This is a genomic window from Streptomyces pyxinicus (genome assembly GCF_024753135.1).
GTDB classification, from domain to species: domain Bacteria; phylum Actinomycetota; class Actinomycetes; order Streptomycetales; family Streptomycetaceae; genus Streptomyces; species Streptomyces pyxinicus.
In genome coordinates this window covers 55,037-68,749 of the sequence record NZ_JANUGP010000031.1, presented here as the reverse complement: position 1 = coordinate 68,749, position 13,713 = coordinate 55,037, and the positions used below count along the sequence as shown (strand labels likewise).

Here is a 13,713-nt window from a genome sequence, read left to right as displayed (position 1 = left end):
ACCGGAGGTACCCCCAGTGAACGGACCGGCCGAGAGCGCCCCCGGCACCGACAGCGCCGAGGAACAGGTCCTCGACGTGCTGCGCCGCACCGCCCTGGAGATCGTGCCGGAGATCGAACCGGCCGCGTTCCGGCCCGACCGGACCCTGTCCGAGCTGGGCTGCAACAGCATCGACCGGGCCGAGATCGTCACCCTGACCATGGAGGAACTGGACATCGCGGTACCCGTGCACGAGTTCCACCAGGGGATGGACATCGGCACCCTGGCCGCCCTCATGCGCAAGCAGCTGTGAGCGGACCCGGCGCGGACGGGTGCGCGGTGGTCGTGACCGGACTCGGGGTGCTCGGTGCCGTCGCGGCCGACCCCGGGGACCTGACCGTCGCGCTGCGCTCGGGACGCCGCGCCCTCACCGCGCCGCCACCACCCGACGACGCGGACCGGCCGGGTGTGTCCTGGCCCGCGTTCACGGCCGAGCTGGCGGCGGACGACGTACCCGACCGGGCCCTGGACGCGCTGCCCGGTCTGCCGGAAGCGCTGCGGACCACGGCCCGGCGGACCGCCGCGCGGTCACCCGTGCCGGTGCGCGCCGCCGTCGTCGCCGCGCTCCAGGCGTGGCTTGAGGCCGGGCTCGACCGTACGGCGCCGCCGCCCGAGCGCGTCGGTGTCACGGTGGCCGGCAACAACCTGACGGAGCGGGTCACCGAGGACGGCCGGGCCCGCGCCGAGCGCAACCCGGCCTACCTGCCCGCCCGGTACGCCCTGCACCAGCAGGACACCGACCATGTGGCCACGCTCAGCCGCGTCCTGGGCGTACGCGGCGAGGGCTGCACCGTAGGCGGCGCCTCGGCGAGCGGCAACCTCGCCCTCGTGCACGGCGCCCGGATGCTCGCCGCCGGGGCCGCCGACGTGTGCCTCGTCGTCGGCGCCATGACCCGGCTGTCCCGCTTGCAGACCCGCGGCTTCCTCACCCTCGGCGCGATGGCCCCGGCGGACGGCGCGCCCGCGAGCCCCCCGGCGCCGTTCGACGTCGGCCACCGGGGCTTCCACCCCGGGCAGGCGGCGGCCTGCGTGGTCCTGGAGACCGCCGCCTCCGCCCGGCTGCGCGGCGCGCCGGCGCTGGCCCGGTGGGCGGGCGGTGCCGTCGTCCTGGACGGCAACCACCTCGCCGACCCGTCGGCGGACGGCGAGGTACGGGCCATGGCGGGAGCCCTCGCACAGGCGGGCGTCGGCGCGGCCGACATCGGCTGGGTCAGTGCCCACGGCACCGGCTCACCGCTCGGCGACCGGACCGAGGCCGACGCCCTGCGCGAGGTCTTCGGGGCGGGCGACGGGGGTCCCTGGATCAACGCGACCAAGACCCTGTCCGGACACTGCCTCAGCGCGGCCGGTGTCGTCGAGGCGGTGGCGGCTGTACTGCAACTGCGGGCCGGGTTCGTGCACCCCGACCCGGGACTCGGCGAACCCGTCGACACCGGCCTGCGCTTCGTGCGCGACGAACCGCGGCGGGCGTCCGGCGGGTTCGTGCTGTCCAACGGTTTCGGGTTCGGCGGCATCAACACCGCGGTGGTCCTCGCCCATCCGGACGCCTGATCCGGAGCGTTCGGGCCCGCCGATGCTCAGAAGTGAACAGAACCGGGACACCACCGGGACGTAGGGTCGCACCCCGCGCGGTCGACGCCGTGCCGGGAGCGGACCCACGGTGGCAGCGAGGAAGGTTTCCCATGACGGACACGACCGACACCGCCGGACCGCAGCGGGACCCCGAGGCCGAACCTCCCGCGTTCCCGCAGGAGAAGGCCCCGGGCTGCCCCTTCGACCCGCCTCCCGGATACCGCCGGTTCCAGGCCGAGGACCCGTTCGCCCGGGTCACCCTGCCCAGCGGACAGCGGGCCCGCCTGGTCACCCGGCACCGCGACGTCCGCGCCGTGCTCGACGACCCGCGCTTCAGCGCCGACAGCTCCCACCCCGACTTCCCCCGGATGTTCCCCCGGCCCGTGCCCCAGGTCCTCAAGGGCACCTTCCCCCGGCTCGACGGCGCCGAGCATCTGCGCTACCGGCGGATGCTCGCCCGGGACTTCACCGGCCGCCGGGCCGAGGAACTGCGGCCCCGCATCGAGCGGATCGTGGACGGCCGCCTCGACCTGATGGCCGAGCGGGGCGGCCCGCTCGACCTGATGGAGGCGCTCGCCTACCCCGTGCCGTCCACCGTGGTGTGCGAACTGCTCGGAGTGCCGGCCGAGGACAGCCCGCTGTTCGAGTCCCGCACCCGGGTCCTCATCAACGGCCGCAGCAGTCCCGAGGAGACCATGCGGGCCAAGGACGACATCCTCCGGCATCTCGAAGGGGTGGTGGCCGCCAAGGAGAAGCAGCCCGGCGACGACCTGATCAGCCGGCTGCTGGTCGAACAGGTCGCCCCCGGACTGCTGGACCGCGCCGAGGTCGCCGTCATCGCCTGGCTGCTGCTCGCCGCCGGCCACCACACCACCGCGACCATGATCGGCACCGGCACCATGCTGCTGCTGGAGAACCCGGAGCAACTGGCCGCCCTGCGCGCCGATCCGGCGCTCGTCCCGGGCGCGGTGGACGAACTGCTGCGGCACCAGACGGCCATGCAGATCGGCATGAACCGGATCGCCACCGCTGACGTCACCTTCGACGGACACGCCGTGCGCGCGGGGGAGGGCGTGGTGTGCCAGCTCGCGACCGCCAACCGGGACGCCGAGGTCTTCCCCGACCCCGACCGTCTCGACGTCACCCGCACCGCCCGCGGCCAGCTGGCCTTCGGCCACGGCCCCCATCAGTGCCCCGGCCAGTCGCTGGCCCGGGTCGAGCTTCAGGTCACCCTGGAGCGGCTGTTCACCCGGCTGCCCGGACTGCGGCTCGCCGTGCCCGCGGCCGACGTGCCGTTCTGGCACCACCTGTTCGGCATCCACGGCGTGAGGGAACTGCCGGTCACCTGGTGAACCCGCGCCGACCGCCGCCCCGGCACCGGGCGGCCGGCGCAGCCGCGGCCCCGCCCAACCGACGGAGGAGGAGTCGTTGTCGGAGGTACAGCAGGAGCTTGTCCACCTGTTCGACGGGCTGCGCGCGGTCTCGCTGTCCACGCGGCGCAGCGAGAAGTGGCGGCGCTACCCGCCCGACATCCTCCCGGCGTTCATCGCCGAGATGGACTTCCCCGTCGCCGAGCCGGTCCTCGACGCCATCCGCGCGCACCTCACCGTGGGCGGCGACCTCGGCTACGCCTACGCCTACACCACCGACGCCCCCGTGCAGCGGGCGTTCGCGGACTGGGCGCGGGCGAGTTACGACTGGCGGGTGGAGCCGCGCGAGGTGGTGCTGTTCCCGGACACCATGCGGGTGATGGAGGTGGCGCTGGAGCAGTTCACCGAGCCCGGTGACGGCGTCGTGGTCGACGTACCCGCCTATCCGCCCTACTTCGAGGCCATCGCCGCCGCCGGGCGCCAGGTCGTCCCTCAGCCGATGCGGCTGCGCGGGGGCCGCTGGCGGCTCGACCTGGAGGGGCTGGCCCGCGCCTTCCGGGCCGGGGCCGCCGCGTACTTCCTGTGCAACCCGCACAACCCCACCGGGCGGGTCCTGACCGCCGACGAACTGCGCGAAGTACTGGCCCTGGCCGCCGAGTTCGAGGTCGCGGTGATCTCCGACGAGGTGCACGCCCCGCTCACCCACCCCGGGCACCGGCATGTGCCGCTCGGCGCGCTGCCCGAGGCGGCGCGGGTGGCGACGGTGACGGCCGCCTCGGCGAGCAAGGGCTGGAACCTGTCCGGTCTGAAGTGCGCGATGGCGGTGGCCGGCCGGCCCCGGGACCACGACCGGCTCATGGAGATGCGGCCGAGGGAACGGGACGGCGTGGGCATCCTCGGCGTGAGCGCGAGCGAGGCCGCCTTCACACTCGGCGATCCCTGGCTGCGCACCGTGCGGCACTACCTGCACGGCAGTCGGCGGATGCTGGTCGAGCTGTTCGAGTCCTTCGGGCCCGACCTGGAGCTGATACCGCCCGAGGCGAGCTATCTGGCGTGGCTCGACGGCCGACGGCTGGCCGACCGGCTGGGCAGCGACGATCTCGCGGACTTCTTCCTCGGCCGCGGCAAGGTCGCCGTCAGTGACGGCCGGGAGTACGGGATCGAGGGCTTCATCCGGCTCAACTTCGGCACCTCCCAGCATCTGCTGGAGGAAATGGTGCGACGCATGGAGAAGGCGGTACGGGAGGAGGCCCCGGATTCGGGCGGCGCCGGTGAGGCGCCGCCGCGGAGTGTTCCGGGATATCCCGCTCCGGTTTCCGGGTCCTACCAGCCGGTGGACACCGAGGAGTTCTCCAGATAGTCCGTCAACTCGGCTATGTGAATGCACAGATGTGCGTCCTCGGTGCGGTGCACCACGCCGGCCACGGAGAAACGCTTGAGAAAGTAGCCGACCCGGGAACGCGTGGTACCGACCATTTCTGCCAGCTCTTCCTGTGTTATCCGGTCGCGTATCAGGGCCGTCTGGTCCCTGCGTTTGCCGACCTTTTTCCCGAGATTCACCAGCAGCGCCGCCAGCCGGTGTTCACTGTCCATCGTCACCAGATTGGCGATCATCTGCTGCTGTTCCAGCAGCCGGTTCGCCATGTGCCCGATCAGCGCCTCGCGCAGCGGCGGATCGCAGTCGTTCATGATCTGTGCCACGCGGACCTGCACCAACGTCGTGACCTGCATGGCCTGCGCGGTCTCGGTGCGGTTCGCGGCCAGGACGCTGGACTCTCCGAACACGTCGCCGGGACCGTGTATGGACAGCAGGCACTGTTTGCCGTCACGGGTGTGCGTGAGTGTTTTGACCTGGCCGCTCTCGACAAGATAGATGTGCGCGTCGGGCTGGCCCAGATTGTAGACATGTTCTCGCCGGCCGACATGAAACCGCGTCCCCCGGATGGTGCCTTTCCCGGCCGCTCCCCGGAGTGCGTCGGCCAGGCTACGCTCGGTGATACAGAAGGGTTCCATTCCGCTCCCGGTGATCGTCTTTGACCGCCAAAGCTGCTGGTGACAACCTTGCTCAGGATCGAATTCCTGCGCCGAATCTAGGACATCGTCCCCAGCGCGGGGTAGGGCTACGGGCCAGGTTGGCTGCAATTGACCGTAACCTGGTGGGGCGATTTGCCGTGCGATACCGTTCGCTCGACAGAATCATGAATTCCGCTTTTTCGCGCAAGCGGTTGCGGCGGCCGGCCCGCCGACAGATTCCCTGGTGAATGACGGGGTGCCGGGGCATGCGCACGATCCGTCACCGGCGTTGCTGCCGCTTTGTGTCGGATTACCCGCGAAGTGCAAACGCGAGTTTCCGCCACCGCGCGGGTCGTGGACGCGGTGCTGTCGTTCCGTGAAGATCCTTTGAAATTCGCCAGGGGGAGGGGTGCGTGGATCTCGCGCCCGGCGTGCGACATAACCACCCGAACCGCCACGCTCGTGTCATGGCGACGCCGTCACCGTCACCACACCGGCGCGCCGGACGGCGCGAGCGCGGGGAAACCGTGTGCCCGGGCCCCGTCTCACACGGCCGCGGCGCCGAGGACGGACGGCGACAAAAGGGGCACCTCACCCGTCCCGGCGTGTTCCGGTGGCCGGATCCCGAGGCGACTGCCCGGCACGCCGGTGCGCCGCGACGCGTTCCCGGGTCGCGCACCGGCGGGAGCAGTAGCGCCGCTCGGGGCCACGCCCCAAGGTGACGAAGACGTCCGCGCAGGCGCGGGAGGCGCAGACGCGGCCGGGCGGCAGCTGACGGTCCCAGACGAGGACGGTCAGCGCCATGCAGGAGGAGGCGAGGAACCACTCGTCCCAGGGCGCGTCGTCATCGCGGTCGAGATGCGGATGCCAGGGGCTGTCCCCGCCGTGCGAGGTCAGCCGGAGCGGACCGGTGCCGTCCCGCAGCAGGCGGTTGAGGACACCCGCGGCCTGCCCGGCGTCCTCGGCGGCGAACACTTCCCGCAGCAGCGCGGCGACCGCGCGCATCCCCGAGACGTCGCCGGTGTCGAGCCGCAGGGGCTCCGGCTCGCCGTACGCGCGCAGCACGCCGGACACCTCGTCGGGCTCGGGGCACTCCCCGGAGAGGGCGTTCACGAGGGCGGCGGTGCGGCGGGCCGTCGTCAGGACGGAGTGCCGGGTGGCCGGGTCGTCGTAGGACACCCGCCGAATGTAACGCATATTGCGCACCATTGAGTTACCTCCGTACCGTCTCGCCGGTGCGGAGACGTCACCCCCTCGGGGTCTATCTCCTCGGCGCGACGGTCGCCCGCGCCGGTGACGAGATGTCCGGACCGGCCCTGCTGCTGGCCGGGTTCGCGCTCGCCGGTTCCGCCGCGCAGGCCTCCTCGCTGCTGGCCGGGATCACGGCGGCCGCTGCCGCGGGCGGCCCGGTGCTGGGCGCCCTGCTCGACCGGGCGGAACACCCCGGCCGGCTGCTGGCGGCGGCACTCGCCCTCTACGCCGGCGGCCTCGCCGCGATCCTCGGCTGCCTCGGCCGGCTGCCCTTCTCCCTCGTCGTCCCGGTCGCCGTGCTGACCGGACTGTTCGGACCGGCGCTCTCGGGCGGCTGGACGGCCCGGCTGCCCCACGTCGTGACCGATGCCCGCCGGCTGCCCCGCGCCAACGCGCTCGACGCCGCGACCTTCGCCGCGGCGAGCCTCACCGGCCCGGCGCTCGCGGGCGGCGCCGCGCAACTCCGCGGCGCACCGGCGGCCGTGGTAGCGGCGGCCCTGCTGGTCGGCTGCGCGGTACCCCTGGCATGGCGGATGCCCGGGGGCACCCCGACCGCAGGGCGCCGGGACACCCGCAAGGCCTCCTCGCTCCTCGACGACCTCACCGCGGGCCTGCGGACCGTCGTCCGCAACAGGCGGCTGGCCGAGGCGACCCTGACCTCCGTCCTGTGCTGCGCGGCCCAGGGGATGCTGACCGCCTGCCTGCCGGTACTGGGCGAGCGGCTCCTCGGCGGGGCCGGCCGGGCCGTGCTGCTGACGTCCTGCACCGCGGGCGCCGCCCTCGCGGCCAACGCCGTCCTGGCGCGGTTCCCGCGCGCCCTGGCCCCCGACACGATCGTCCGGGCCGGTGCCCTGCTGCAGTCCGGCGCGGCGGCACTGGCGGCACTGGGCCGCCCGGTCGCACTCGTGGCCGCCCTCGTCGTCGCCGGCATCGGCGAAGGCCCGCAGCTCACCGCGCTGTTCGCGATACGGCACCGGGAGGCGCCGGAGCGGCTGCGCGGCCAGGTCTTCACCACCGGTGCCAGCCTGAAGATCACCGGCTTCGCGGCGGGAGCGGCCCTCGCCGGCCCGCTCGCCCCCCGCTCCTTGCCGCTGGCGGTCGGCGTGTCCGCCTTCGCGGCGCTGGTCGGTGTCGCCCGCCCGGGGCCCCGTCGTCCGCCCGGCCAGGTCCGCTGACCGACCCACGCGTCCCTCGGCGCGTGTGCGGCCACTCGCCCCGCGGACCGTGCGGGGCGCGCCCGGCGGGGGAAGTGGACGACATCGTGTCGGTCAACCGGCGGGAGACTCCGCCGCCTTGCCGTCCTCGGCCTGCTCCGACCGCTTCGTGTCGGGGACGGTGTAGAAGACGGACGTGCCCTGCTTGGTGCGTTGGGCACTGTTCCGGGCGACCAGGTTCTCCAGGGTGGTGCGGATGACCTTGGTCTGGATCTCCCGGTCCGGGTGGGCCTTGGTCAGCGCCTCGGCGACCTCGGCCGCGGAGCGGGGTTCGCTCTGCTGGGCGAGGTGCCCGCGGACGAGTTCGACGAGAGTGGGCTGGGCGGCCGGGGAAGCGGCCTTGCCGGCGGCCGGCTTGGTGTCGGCGTCGGCGCCGGCCTTGGCACCGCTCCCGGCGCTGGTCTTAGCCGAGGCCTTGGCCACCGTCCTGGTCGCGGTCTTCTTGGCGGCCGGCTTCCCGGTGCCGGAGGCGGCGGACGCCTTGCCGCCCCGGCGCTTGCCGGTCTCCGGAGCCGAGCGCGTGGACGCTGTGGCGCTCTTCTTGCGGGGAGCCGGCACGGCCGGCTCGGTGACCGCGCCGGCCGTGGTCGCCACACCGAGGGCCTGCTGCATGCTCACCAGGATGGTGTGATCGCGCTGCAGGGTCGCCAACTGCTCTTGCAGCGCTGCGATGTCGCCGCTGACGCGGTCCTGTTCCTTGACGTTCTGTTCGAGATCACCGGCCACCTGATGGACATACTGGGATGTCAACTCGGTGGCGGACGAAGTGTTCTCAGGCATAAGTCCTCCATTCGGGGTGCCCGACACCCGGATCATACGGGCCGGTAGACCTGTTTCCACTTGGTTCAGCCCGGGGATGCCTCGTCTTGGCCTGAGAGGGCGGGTGTGTGTGCGAAGCGGCCGCCATGTCCCGCGACACGCGCACGTCACAAGTCACCTCCGCCTCCGCGCCGTTGATGTGCGGTCACTACGATGTGGCGCAAGACAACCGTTCGGCCGGACCGCACCGCGTGCCGGCCGGGGTCGCCGATGCCAGGGAACCGCTCCCCGGGCTGCGGTGATCTTCCTGCCCAGGAGGACCTTCCGCATGTTCCGACGAATAGGCAACACCGTCGTCCGACATCCCGTCTGGACGATCGTCGCTTGGCTGATCGCCGCGGTGGCGATCGTCGCCACCGCCCCGAGTCTGCCCTCGAACAGCGACGAGAGCAGCTTCCTGCCGAAGAGTTACGAGTCCATCAAGGCGGCACAGCTCCAGGAGAAGGCTTTCCCCAGCGCCTTCACCCCCTCCGCCATCGCGCTCTACCAGCGCACCGACGGCGGCCGGCTGACCGCCGCCGACAAGAAGGACGTCGCCCGGATCACCGCCCGACTGGGCGAGAAGCACATCGACCAGGTGCAGAAGGTCGTCCCCGGCCAGCCGTCCAAGGACGGCAGGTACGACCTGACCCTGGTGCAGATGGACAGCAAGAAGGCCGGCCAGCCCGAACAGTCCGACGCGGCCAAGGAGTTGCGCCAGGAGGTCAAGGGCCTGGCCAAGGGCACCCACCTGGAGGTCAGGCTCGGCGGCTCCGCCGCGCAGGCCCTCGACCAGGAGGACTCCTCCAAGCGCGGACAGGCCCTCATCGGGATCGGCACCTTCGCCATCATCCTGGTGACCCTGCTGATCATCTTCCGGGCGCCGATCCTGGCCGTCCTGCCGCTGATCCTGATCGGCCTGGTGTCCGCCATCGCCAACGGGCTCATCGCGTACGCCACCAAGCTGTTCGACCTCCAGGCCAACAGCTCGATCTCGTCCATCCTCATCGTCGTCCTGTTCGGCGTGGGAACGGACTACTTCCTCTTCCTGATCTTCCGCTACCGCGAACGCCTGCGCGCCGGTGACGAACCGAAGCTCGCCATGGTGAACGCGGTCGGCCGGGTCGGCGAGGCCATCGCCTCCGCGGCCGGCGCGGTCATCATCGCGTTCCTGGCGCTGGTGCTGTCCACGCTGGGCTTCCTCAAGCAGATGGGCCCCGCGCTCGCCATCGCCGTGGCGGCCACCCTGGTCGCGGGCCTCACCCTCATCCCGGCCGTGGTGTCCCTCATCGGCCCGAAGGTCTTCTGGCCCTCCAAGTCCTGGCAGCGGGAACCGGAGAACGCCCGCTTCGCGGCCCTCGGTCGCGGGGTGCGGCGCCGCCCGGCCCTGACGGCGGCGCTCTCCGGGCTCGTGCTGGTCGGGCTGTCCGTCGGCACCTTCGGCTTCAACGCCACGTTCGACCTGGCGTCGGGCTCCATGCCCAAGACCAAGGAGTCCATGGTCGTCCAGGACCGGATGCAGCGGGCGTACTCGGCCGGTGCCGCCGCGCCCACCGACGTCTACCTGTCCAGCACCGGCGGCAAGCCCCTGGACAAGGCCGGCTTCGGGGACTACGCACGCAAGCTCGGGGCCGTGGAGGGAGTGGCGAACGCCCGGCTCACCCAGGTCGACAAGACCGGCACCACCGCCGACTTCACGGTCACGCTCAAGGACGAGGCGTCGACGGACAAGGCGATCGACACGGTTCAGCGGGTCCGCGACGTCGCGCACTCCGACGCGCCCCCCGGCACCGAGGCACTGGTCGGCGGCATGTCCGCGATCTACAAGGACATCGACACGGCGGTCAACCACGACTACCGCACCGTCTTCCCCGTCGCGGCCGTACTGATCATGGTCATCCTGGGGCTGCTGCTGCGCAGCGTGGTCGCCCCCTGGTACCTGATCGCCTCCGTGGGCCTCGGCTTCGGAGCCACCCTCGGCGCCACCGTGTGGATCTTCCAGGCGGGGCAGGGTCATTCGGGCCTGATGTTCATGCTCCCGGTGATCATGTATCTCTTCGTGGTCGCCATCGGCACCGACTACAACATCCTCATGATCGCCCGGCTCCGCGAGGAGGCCCGGGAGGGCCGGGAGCCGCGCGAGGCGGCCGGCATGGCCGTGCGGCACGCCGGACCGACCGTGGCGGCGGCCGGGTTCATCCTGGCCGCGACCTTCGCCACCATGATGCTCGCGGGCAACGCGCTGCTCACGGAGATGGGTTTCGCGGTCTCCTTCGGCATCGCGGTCGCCGCGTTCGTCATGGCGATGTTCTTCACTCCGAGCCTGACCGCCCTGATCGGCCACGCCGCCTGGTGGCCGGGGCATGCTGACCGGGCGAAGAACCCGGTAGCGGGCTCCGGACCGGCCCTCGGGGACCGGGACACCGTGGCCCGGGATTCCGCGGGGCAGCGCGGCTGACCCGCCTCGGGGGGTGGTGTGACGGGAGGCCCTGCGACGCCGGTTTCCGGTTCCGCGGGGCCTCCCGCGCCCGTCCTGGCACCAGCCCCCGGCCATCCCGCCCACCCCTCTCCCCTCAGGCCGGCAACAGGCGCAGGGCGTACAGCGCCGCGCCCAGGTCGGCCAGGGCGACCGGGTCGGAGAGCGCGCGGCCGGTCAACTCCTCGACGCGGCGCAGCCGGTAGCGGACCGTGTTGGGGTGGACGAACAGCCGCTCCGCCGCCTGGGCCGTCACCCCGCCCGCCGTGAACCAGTGGCCGAGCGTCCGCAGCAGCCGGCCGCGCTCCACCGCCGGCAGCGCTAGCACCGGGCCGAGCGCCAGCTCGACCAGCCGGCTCGCCTCGGCCGGGGCCGCCGCGACCAGCATCGCGAGCGGGCTGTCGTCGAAGCGCGTGACCCCCGGCCCGTCGCCCGGCAGCCCGGTCAGCGCCAGCCGGGCGAAGCGCAGCGCCTGCGGGGTGTCCCGCAGCGTGTCGAAGGTCGGGCTCACCCCCACCCGGGCGCGCCGCCGGCGCAGCGCCCGCAGGCCCGCCGCCTCCGCGTCCTTGTGCGCCAGCGCGACCAGCCCGATCTGCTGGTCCGGCAGCAGCCGCCACACCGACGGCACCCCGGCCCGCCGCAGGTCCGCCTCGATACCCGGCAACGGCTCCTGACCGGGGTCCGGCACCGACGCGGCCACGACCGCGTACGGCCCGCGCTCGGGCAGGCCGAGCTGCCCGGCCGCCTCCCAGGGCGTCGTCCGGTCGGCGAGGGCGCCGGTGAACAGCGCCTCCGCCAGGGCCGAGCGGCGCGCCTCGCGGCGGAGCGCCAACTCCGCGCTGGCCTCGCGGTAGGCGGCGGCCACCGCCTCCGCGTACCGCCCGAACAGCGCCCAGATCTCCGAGGAACCGGCGACCAGTTCGGCATCCGTGACGTCCGGGTGCCTGCGGGCCTCGTCGACCAGCTCCGACCACAGGAACTCGAACCCGACCCGGTAGGCGTGCAGGGTGTCCGCCAGCGGCACGCCCTGCTCGGCGCGCAGCCGACCTGTCTGCCGCGCCGCTCCCACGTCCGGCCCGGCGCCGAACGTGAAGCGGTCCAGCAGCAGTTCGGCGTTGTCCTCGCAGGACGTCCGGAGCGAGGCGAAGGGGATGAGCGTCTCGTCGGCGTACGACGCGACCTCCGCCCGTATCCGTACCGCCGTCCGCTCACCCAGCTCCGGAAGGCGCGTACCCAGCGCGGCCCCCACCCTCGACAGACCCATACCCGCAGCGTACGGCCCCTCCACTGTGGCCCGGAACAACACCGGGACGCCCGGACTGTCGGCGCCACCATGGACCCCCGTACCCGCGCACGCGACCATGCCGGGAGCGTCGGCGACGGGACCCGCCGGCGCGTGGAGCACGCATGCGAGGAGGCATGATGGCCAACCTGGCGGAATTCCTGGTGGACACGGCACGCCGGCTGCCCGGTCACCCGGCGCTGCGGCTGGGGACGACGACCACCACCTACGCCGAACTCGACCGGCTCAGCGCCCAGGCCGCCACGCTGCTGCACACCGAGGGCGTCCGCCCCGGCGACCGGGTCGCGCTGATGCTGCCGAACGTGCCCGAGTTCGTGGTCCTGTACTACGCCGTGCTGCGCGCCGGCGCCGTCGCCGTGCCGGTGAACCCGCTGCTGAAGGAGCGCGAGAGCGCCTACCACCTGCGGGACTCCGGCGCCGTGCTGCTCTTCGAGTGGCACCAGGCGCCCGGTGCGGGAGCCGCGGGCGCGCGTGCCGCCGGGGTCCGGCACCTCGCGGTCGAACCCGCCGCCTTCGCCGCCGAACTCGCCCGCCTGGAACCGCGGTTCGAGGTGGCCGTCACCGCCGGGGACGACATCGCCGTCCTGCTCTACACCTCGGGCACCACCGGCCGCCCCAAGGGTGCCGCGCTCACCCACGCCGGGCTGCGCCACAACACCGAGGTCACCGGCACCGAGGTGCAGCGGATGACGTCGGACGACGTGATCGTGGGATGCCTCCCGCTGTTCCACATCTTCGGGCAGACCTGCACGATGAACGTGGCCGTGCGCAACGGCGCCTCCCTCACGCTGGTGCCGCGCTTCGACCCGGCCACCGTCCTCGACGCCATCGCCCGCGACCGGGCCACCGTCTTCGAGGGCGTGCCCACCATGTACGCCGCGCTGCTCCAGCACCCGGACACCGGCGCCGGCCTGTCGAGCCTGCGCATGTGTGTCTCGGGCGGCGCCTCCCTGCCGGTGGAGGTCCTGCACGGCTTCGAACGGCGCTTCGGCTGCATGGTGCTGGAGGGCTTCGGCATGTCCGAGACCAGCCCGGTCGTCTCGTTCAACCACCCCGACCGCCCCCGCAAGGCCGGGTCGATCGGCACCCCGATCAAGGACGTCGAGGTGCGGCTGCTGGACGAGGACGGCGCGGACGTCGCGCCGGGCGAGGTCGGTGAACTGGCCGTGCGCGGACCGGGCGTGATGAAGGGCTACTGGAACCGGCCCGAGGACACCGCCGCCGCGATCCCCGACGGCTGGCTGCGCACCGGGGACCTGGCCCGCCGCGACGAGGACGGCTACCTCTACATCGTCGACCGCAAGAAGGATCTGATCATCCGCGGCGGCTACAACGTCTACCCGCGCGAGATCGAGGAGGTGCTGCACGAGCACCCGGCCGTCGCCCTCGCCGCGGTCCTCGGCGTACCGGACGAGCGGCTCGGCGAGGAGGTGGCCGCCGCGGTGGTCCTGCGGCCGGGCGCCGAGGCTGACACCGGGGAGCTCCAGCGCTTCGTCCGCGACCGGGTGGCCGCGTACAAGTACCCGCGCCGCATCTGGCTGACGGACGCCCTGCCGGTGGGGCCGAGCGGAAGGATCCTCAAGCGGGAGATCAGCCTGGCGGAGTGAAAGTCCGTGCCGGACAGGCGGAGTAGTAATCGGGTTCGGGGGCACTCGGAGTCCAGGAACTCTGCTCACG

At 72.8% G+C, this 13,713-nt stretch carries 11 protein-coding genes; 7 read left to right on the top strand and 4 right to left on the bottom strand.

The genetic code is table 11. From position 1 onward, the window contains the following. Positions 1-16: 16 nt before the first annotated feature. The 4 genes from NX794_RS30075 to NX794_RS30060 all read left to right on the top strand — a co-directional run bounded on the left by NX794_RS30075 (position 17) and on the right by NX794_RS30060 (position 4,341). Positions 17-292, top strand: a complete 276-nt coding sequence (locus NX794_RS30075; RefSeq protein ID WP_258782552.1) for an acyl carrier protein — start codon at positions 17-19, stop codon at positions 290-292. Then, on the top strand, positions 289-1,590 hold the full coding sequence (locus NX794_RS30070; protein ID WP_258782550.1) for a beta-ketoacyl synthase N-terminal-like domain-containing protein: 1,302 nt from the start codon (positions 289-291) through the stop codon (positions 1,588-1,590). The genes NX794_RS30075 and NX794_RS30070 overlap by 4 nt, the downstream gene beginning before the upstream one ends. A gap of 131 nt (positions 1,591-1,721) precedes the next feature. Then, complete coding sequence (locus NX794_RS30065) at positions 1,722-2,963, top strand: cytochrome P450 (protein ID WP_258782549.1); 1,242 nt, start codon at positions 1,722-1,724, stop codon at positions 2,961-2,963. Positions 2,964-3,039: 76 nt separating this feature from the next. Then, positions 3,040-4,341 (top strand): MalY/PatB family protein, encoded by a 1,302-nt coding sequence (locus NX794_RS30060; RefSeq protein ID WP_258782547.1) that lies wholly within the window; start codon positions 3,040-3,042, stop codon positions 4,339-4,341. Here the strand turns inward: NX794_RS30060 and NX794_RS30055 are convergent. Both NX794_RS30055 and NX794_RS30050 read right to left on the bottom strand, forming a co-directional pair. Further along, positions 4,305-4,994, bottom strand: a complete 690-nt coding sequence (locus tag NX794_RS30055) for a Crp/Fnr family transcriptional regulator (protein WP_258782546.1) — start codon at positions 4,992-4,994, stop codon at positions 4,305-4,307. The genes NX794_RS30060 and NX794_RS30055 overlap by 37 nt on opposite strands. 591 nt (positions 4,995-5,585) lie before the next feature. Further along, on the bottom strand, positions 5,586-6,191 hold the full coding sequence (locus tag NX794_RS30050; RefSeq protein ID WP_258782545.1) for a CGNR zinc finger domain-containing protein: 606 nt from the start codon (positions 6,189-6,191) through the stop codon (positions 5,586-5,588). A gap of 38 nt (positions 6,192-6,229) precedes the next feature. Here NX794_RS30050 and NX794_RS30045 point away from each other — a divergent pair, with 38 nt between their 5' ends. Then, positions 6,230-7,420 (top strand): MFS transporter, encoded by a 1,191-nt coding sequence (locus NX794_RS30045; protein WP_309506045.1) that lies wholly within the window; start codon positions 6,230-6,232, stop codon positions 7,418-7,420. A 93-nt stretch (positions 7,421-7,513) separates the two neighbouring features. On the opposite strand, the gene NX794_RS30040 is transcribed toward NX794_RS30045, so the two are convergent. Then, positions 7,514-8,239 carry a hypothetical protein gene (locus NX794_RS30040; protein ID WP_258782543.1) on the bottom strand — a complete coding sequence of 242 codons (726 nt, stop codon included), beginning with the start codon at positions 8,237-8,239 and terminating at the stop codon, positions 7,514-7,516. A gap of 307 nt (positions 8,240-8,546) precedes the next feature. Between NX794_RS30040 and NX794_RS30035 the strand changes: the two genes are divergently transcribed. After that, positions 8,547-10,715 carry an MMPL family transporter gene (locus NX794_RS30035; protein WP_258782542.1) on the top strand — a complete coding sequence of 723 codons (2,169 nt, stop codon included), beginning with the start codon at positions 8,547-8,549 and terminating at the stop codon, positions 10,713-10,715. A 115-nt stretch (positions 10,716-10,830) separates the two neighbouring features. Here NX794_RS30035 and NX794_RS30030 read toward each other — a convergent pair whose 3' ends face one another. After that, positions 10,831-11,997, bottom strand: a complete 1,167-nt coding sequence (locus NX794_RS30030) for a PucR family transcriptional regulator (RefSeq protein ID WP_258782541.1) — start codon at positions 11,995-11,997, stop codon at positions 10,831-10,833. A gap of 158 nt (positions 11,998-12,155) precedes the next feature. Between NX794_RS30030 and NX794_RS30025 the strand changes: the two genes are divergently transcribed. Further along, the gene (locus NX794_RS30025) at positions 12,156-13,643 is read left to right on the top strand and encodes a long-chain-fatty-acid--CoA ligase (RefSeq protein WP_258782556.1); all 1,488 of its coding nucleotides are present in this window, start codon (positions 12,156-12,158) and stop codon (positions 13,641-13,643) included. Positions 13,644-13,713: the final 70 nt, after the last annotated feature.

What these genes read in the sequence shown, in the direction of transcription:
- NX794_RS30040 (WP_258782543.1), bottom strand. Translation starts at nt 8,239, where the DNA reads ATGCCTGAGAACACTTCGTCCGCCACCGAGTTGACATCCCAGTATGTC.
- NX794_RS30065 (WP_258782549.1), top strand. Translation starts at nt 1,722, where the DNA reads ATGACGGACACGACCGACACCGCCGGACCGCAGCGGGACCCCGAGGCC.
- NX794_RS30050 (WP_258782545.1), bottom strand. Translation starts at nt 6,191, where the DNA reads ATGCGTTACATTCGGCGGGTGTCCTACGACGACCCGGCCACCCGGCAC.
- NX794_RS30055 (WP_258782546.1), bottom strand. Translation starts at nt 4,994, where the DNA reads ATGGAACCCTTCTGTATCACCGAGCGTAGCCTGGCCGACGCACTCCGG.
- NX794_RS30035 (WP_258782542.1), top strand. Translation starts at nt 8,547, where the DNA reads ATGTTCCGACGAATAGGCAACACCGTCGTCCGACATCCCGTCTGGACG.
- NX794_RS30025 (WP_258782556.1), top strand. Translation starts at nt 12,156, where the DNA reads ATGGCCAACCTGGCGGAATTCCTGGTGGACACGGCACGCCGGCTGCCC.
- NX794_RS30030 (WP_258782541.1), bottom strand. Translation starts at nt 11,997, where the DNA reads ATGGGTCTGTCGAGGGTGGGGGCCGCGCTGGGTACGCGCCTTCCGGAG.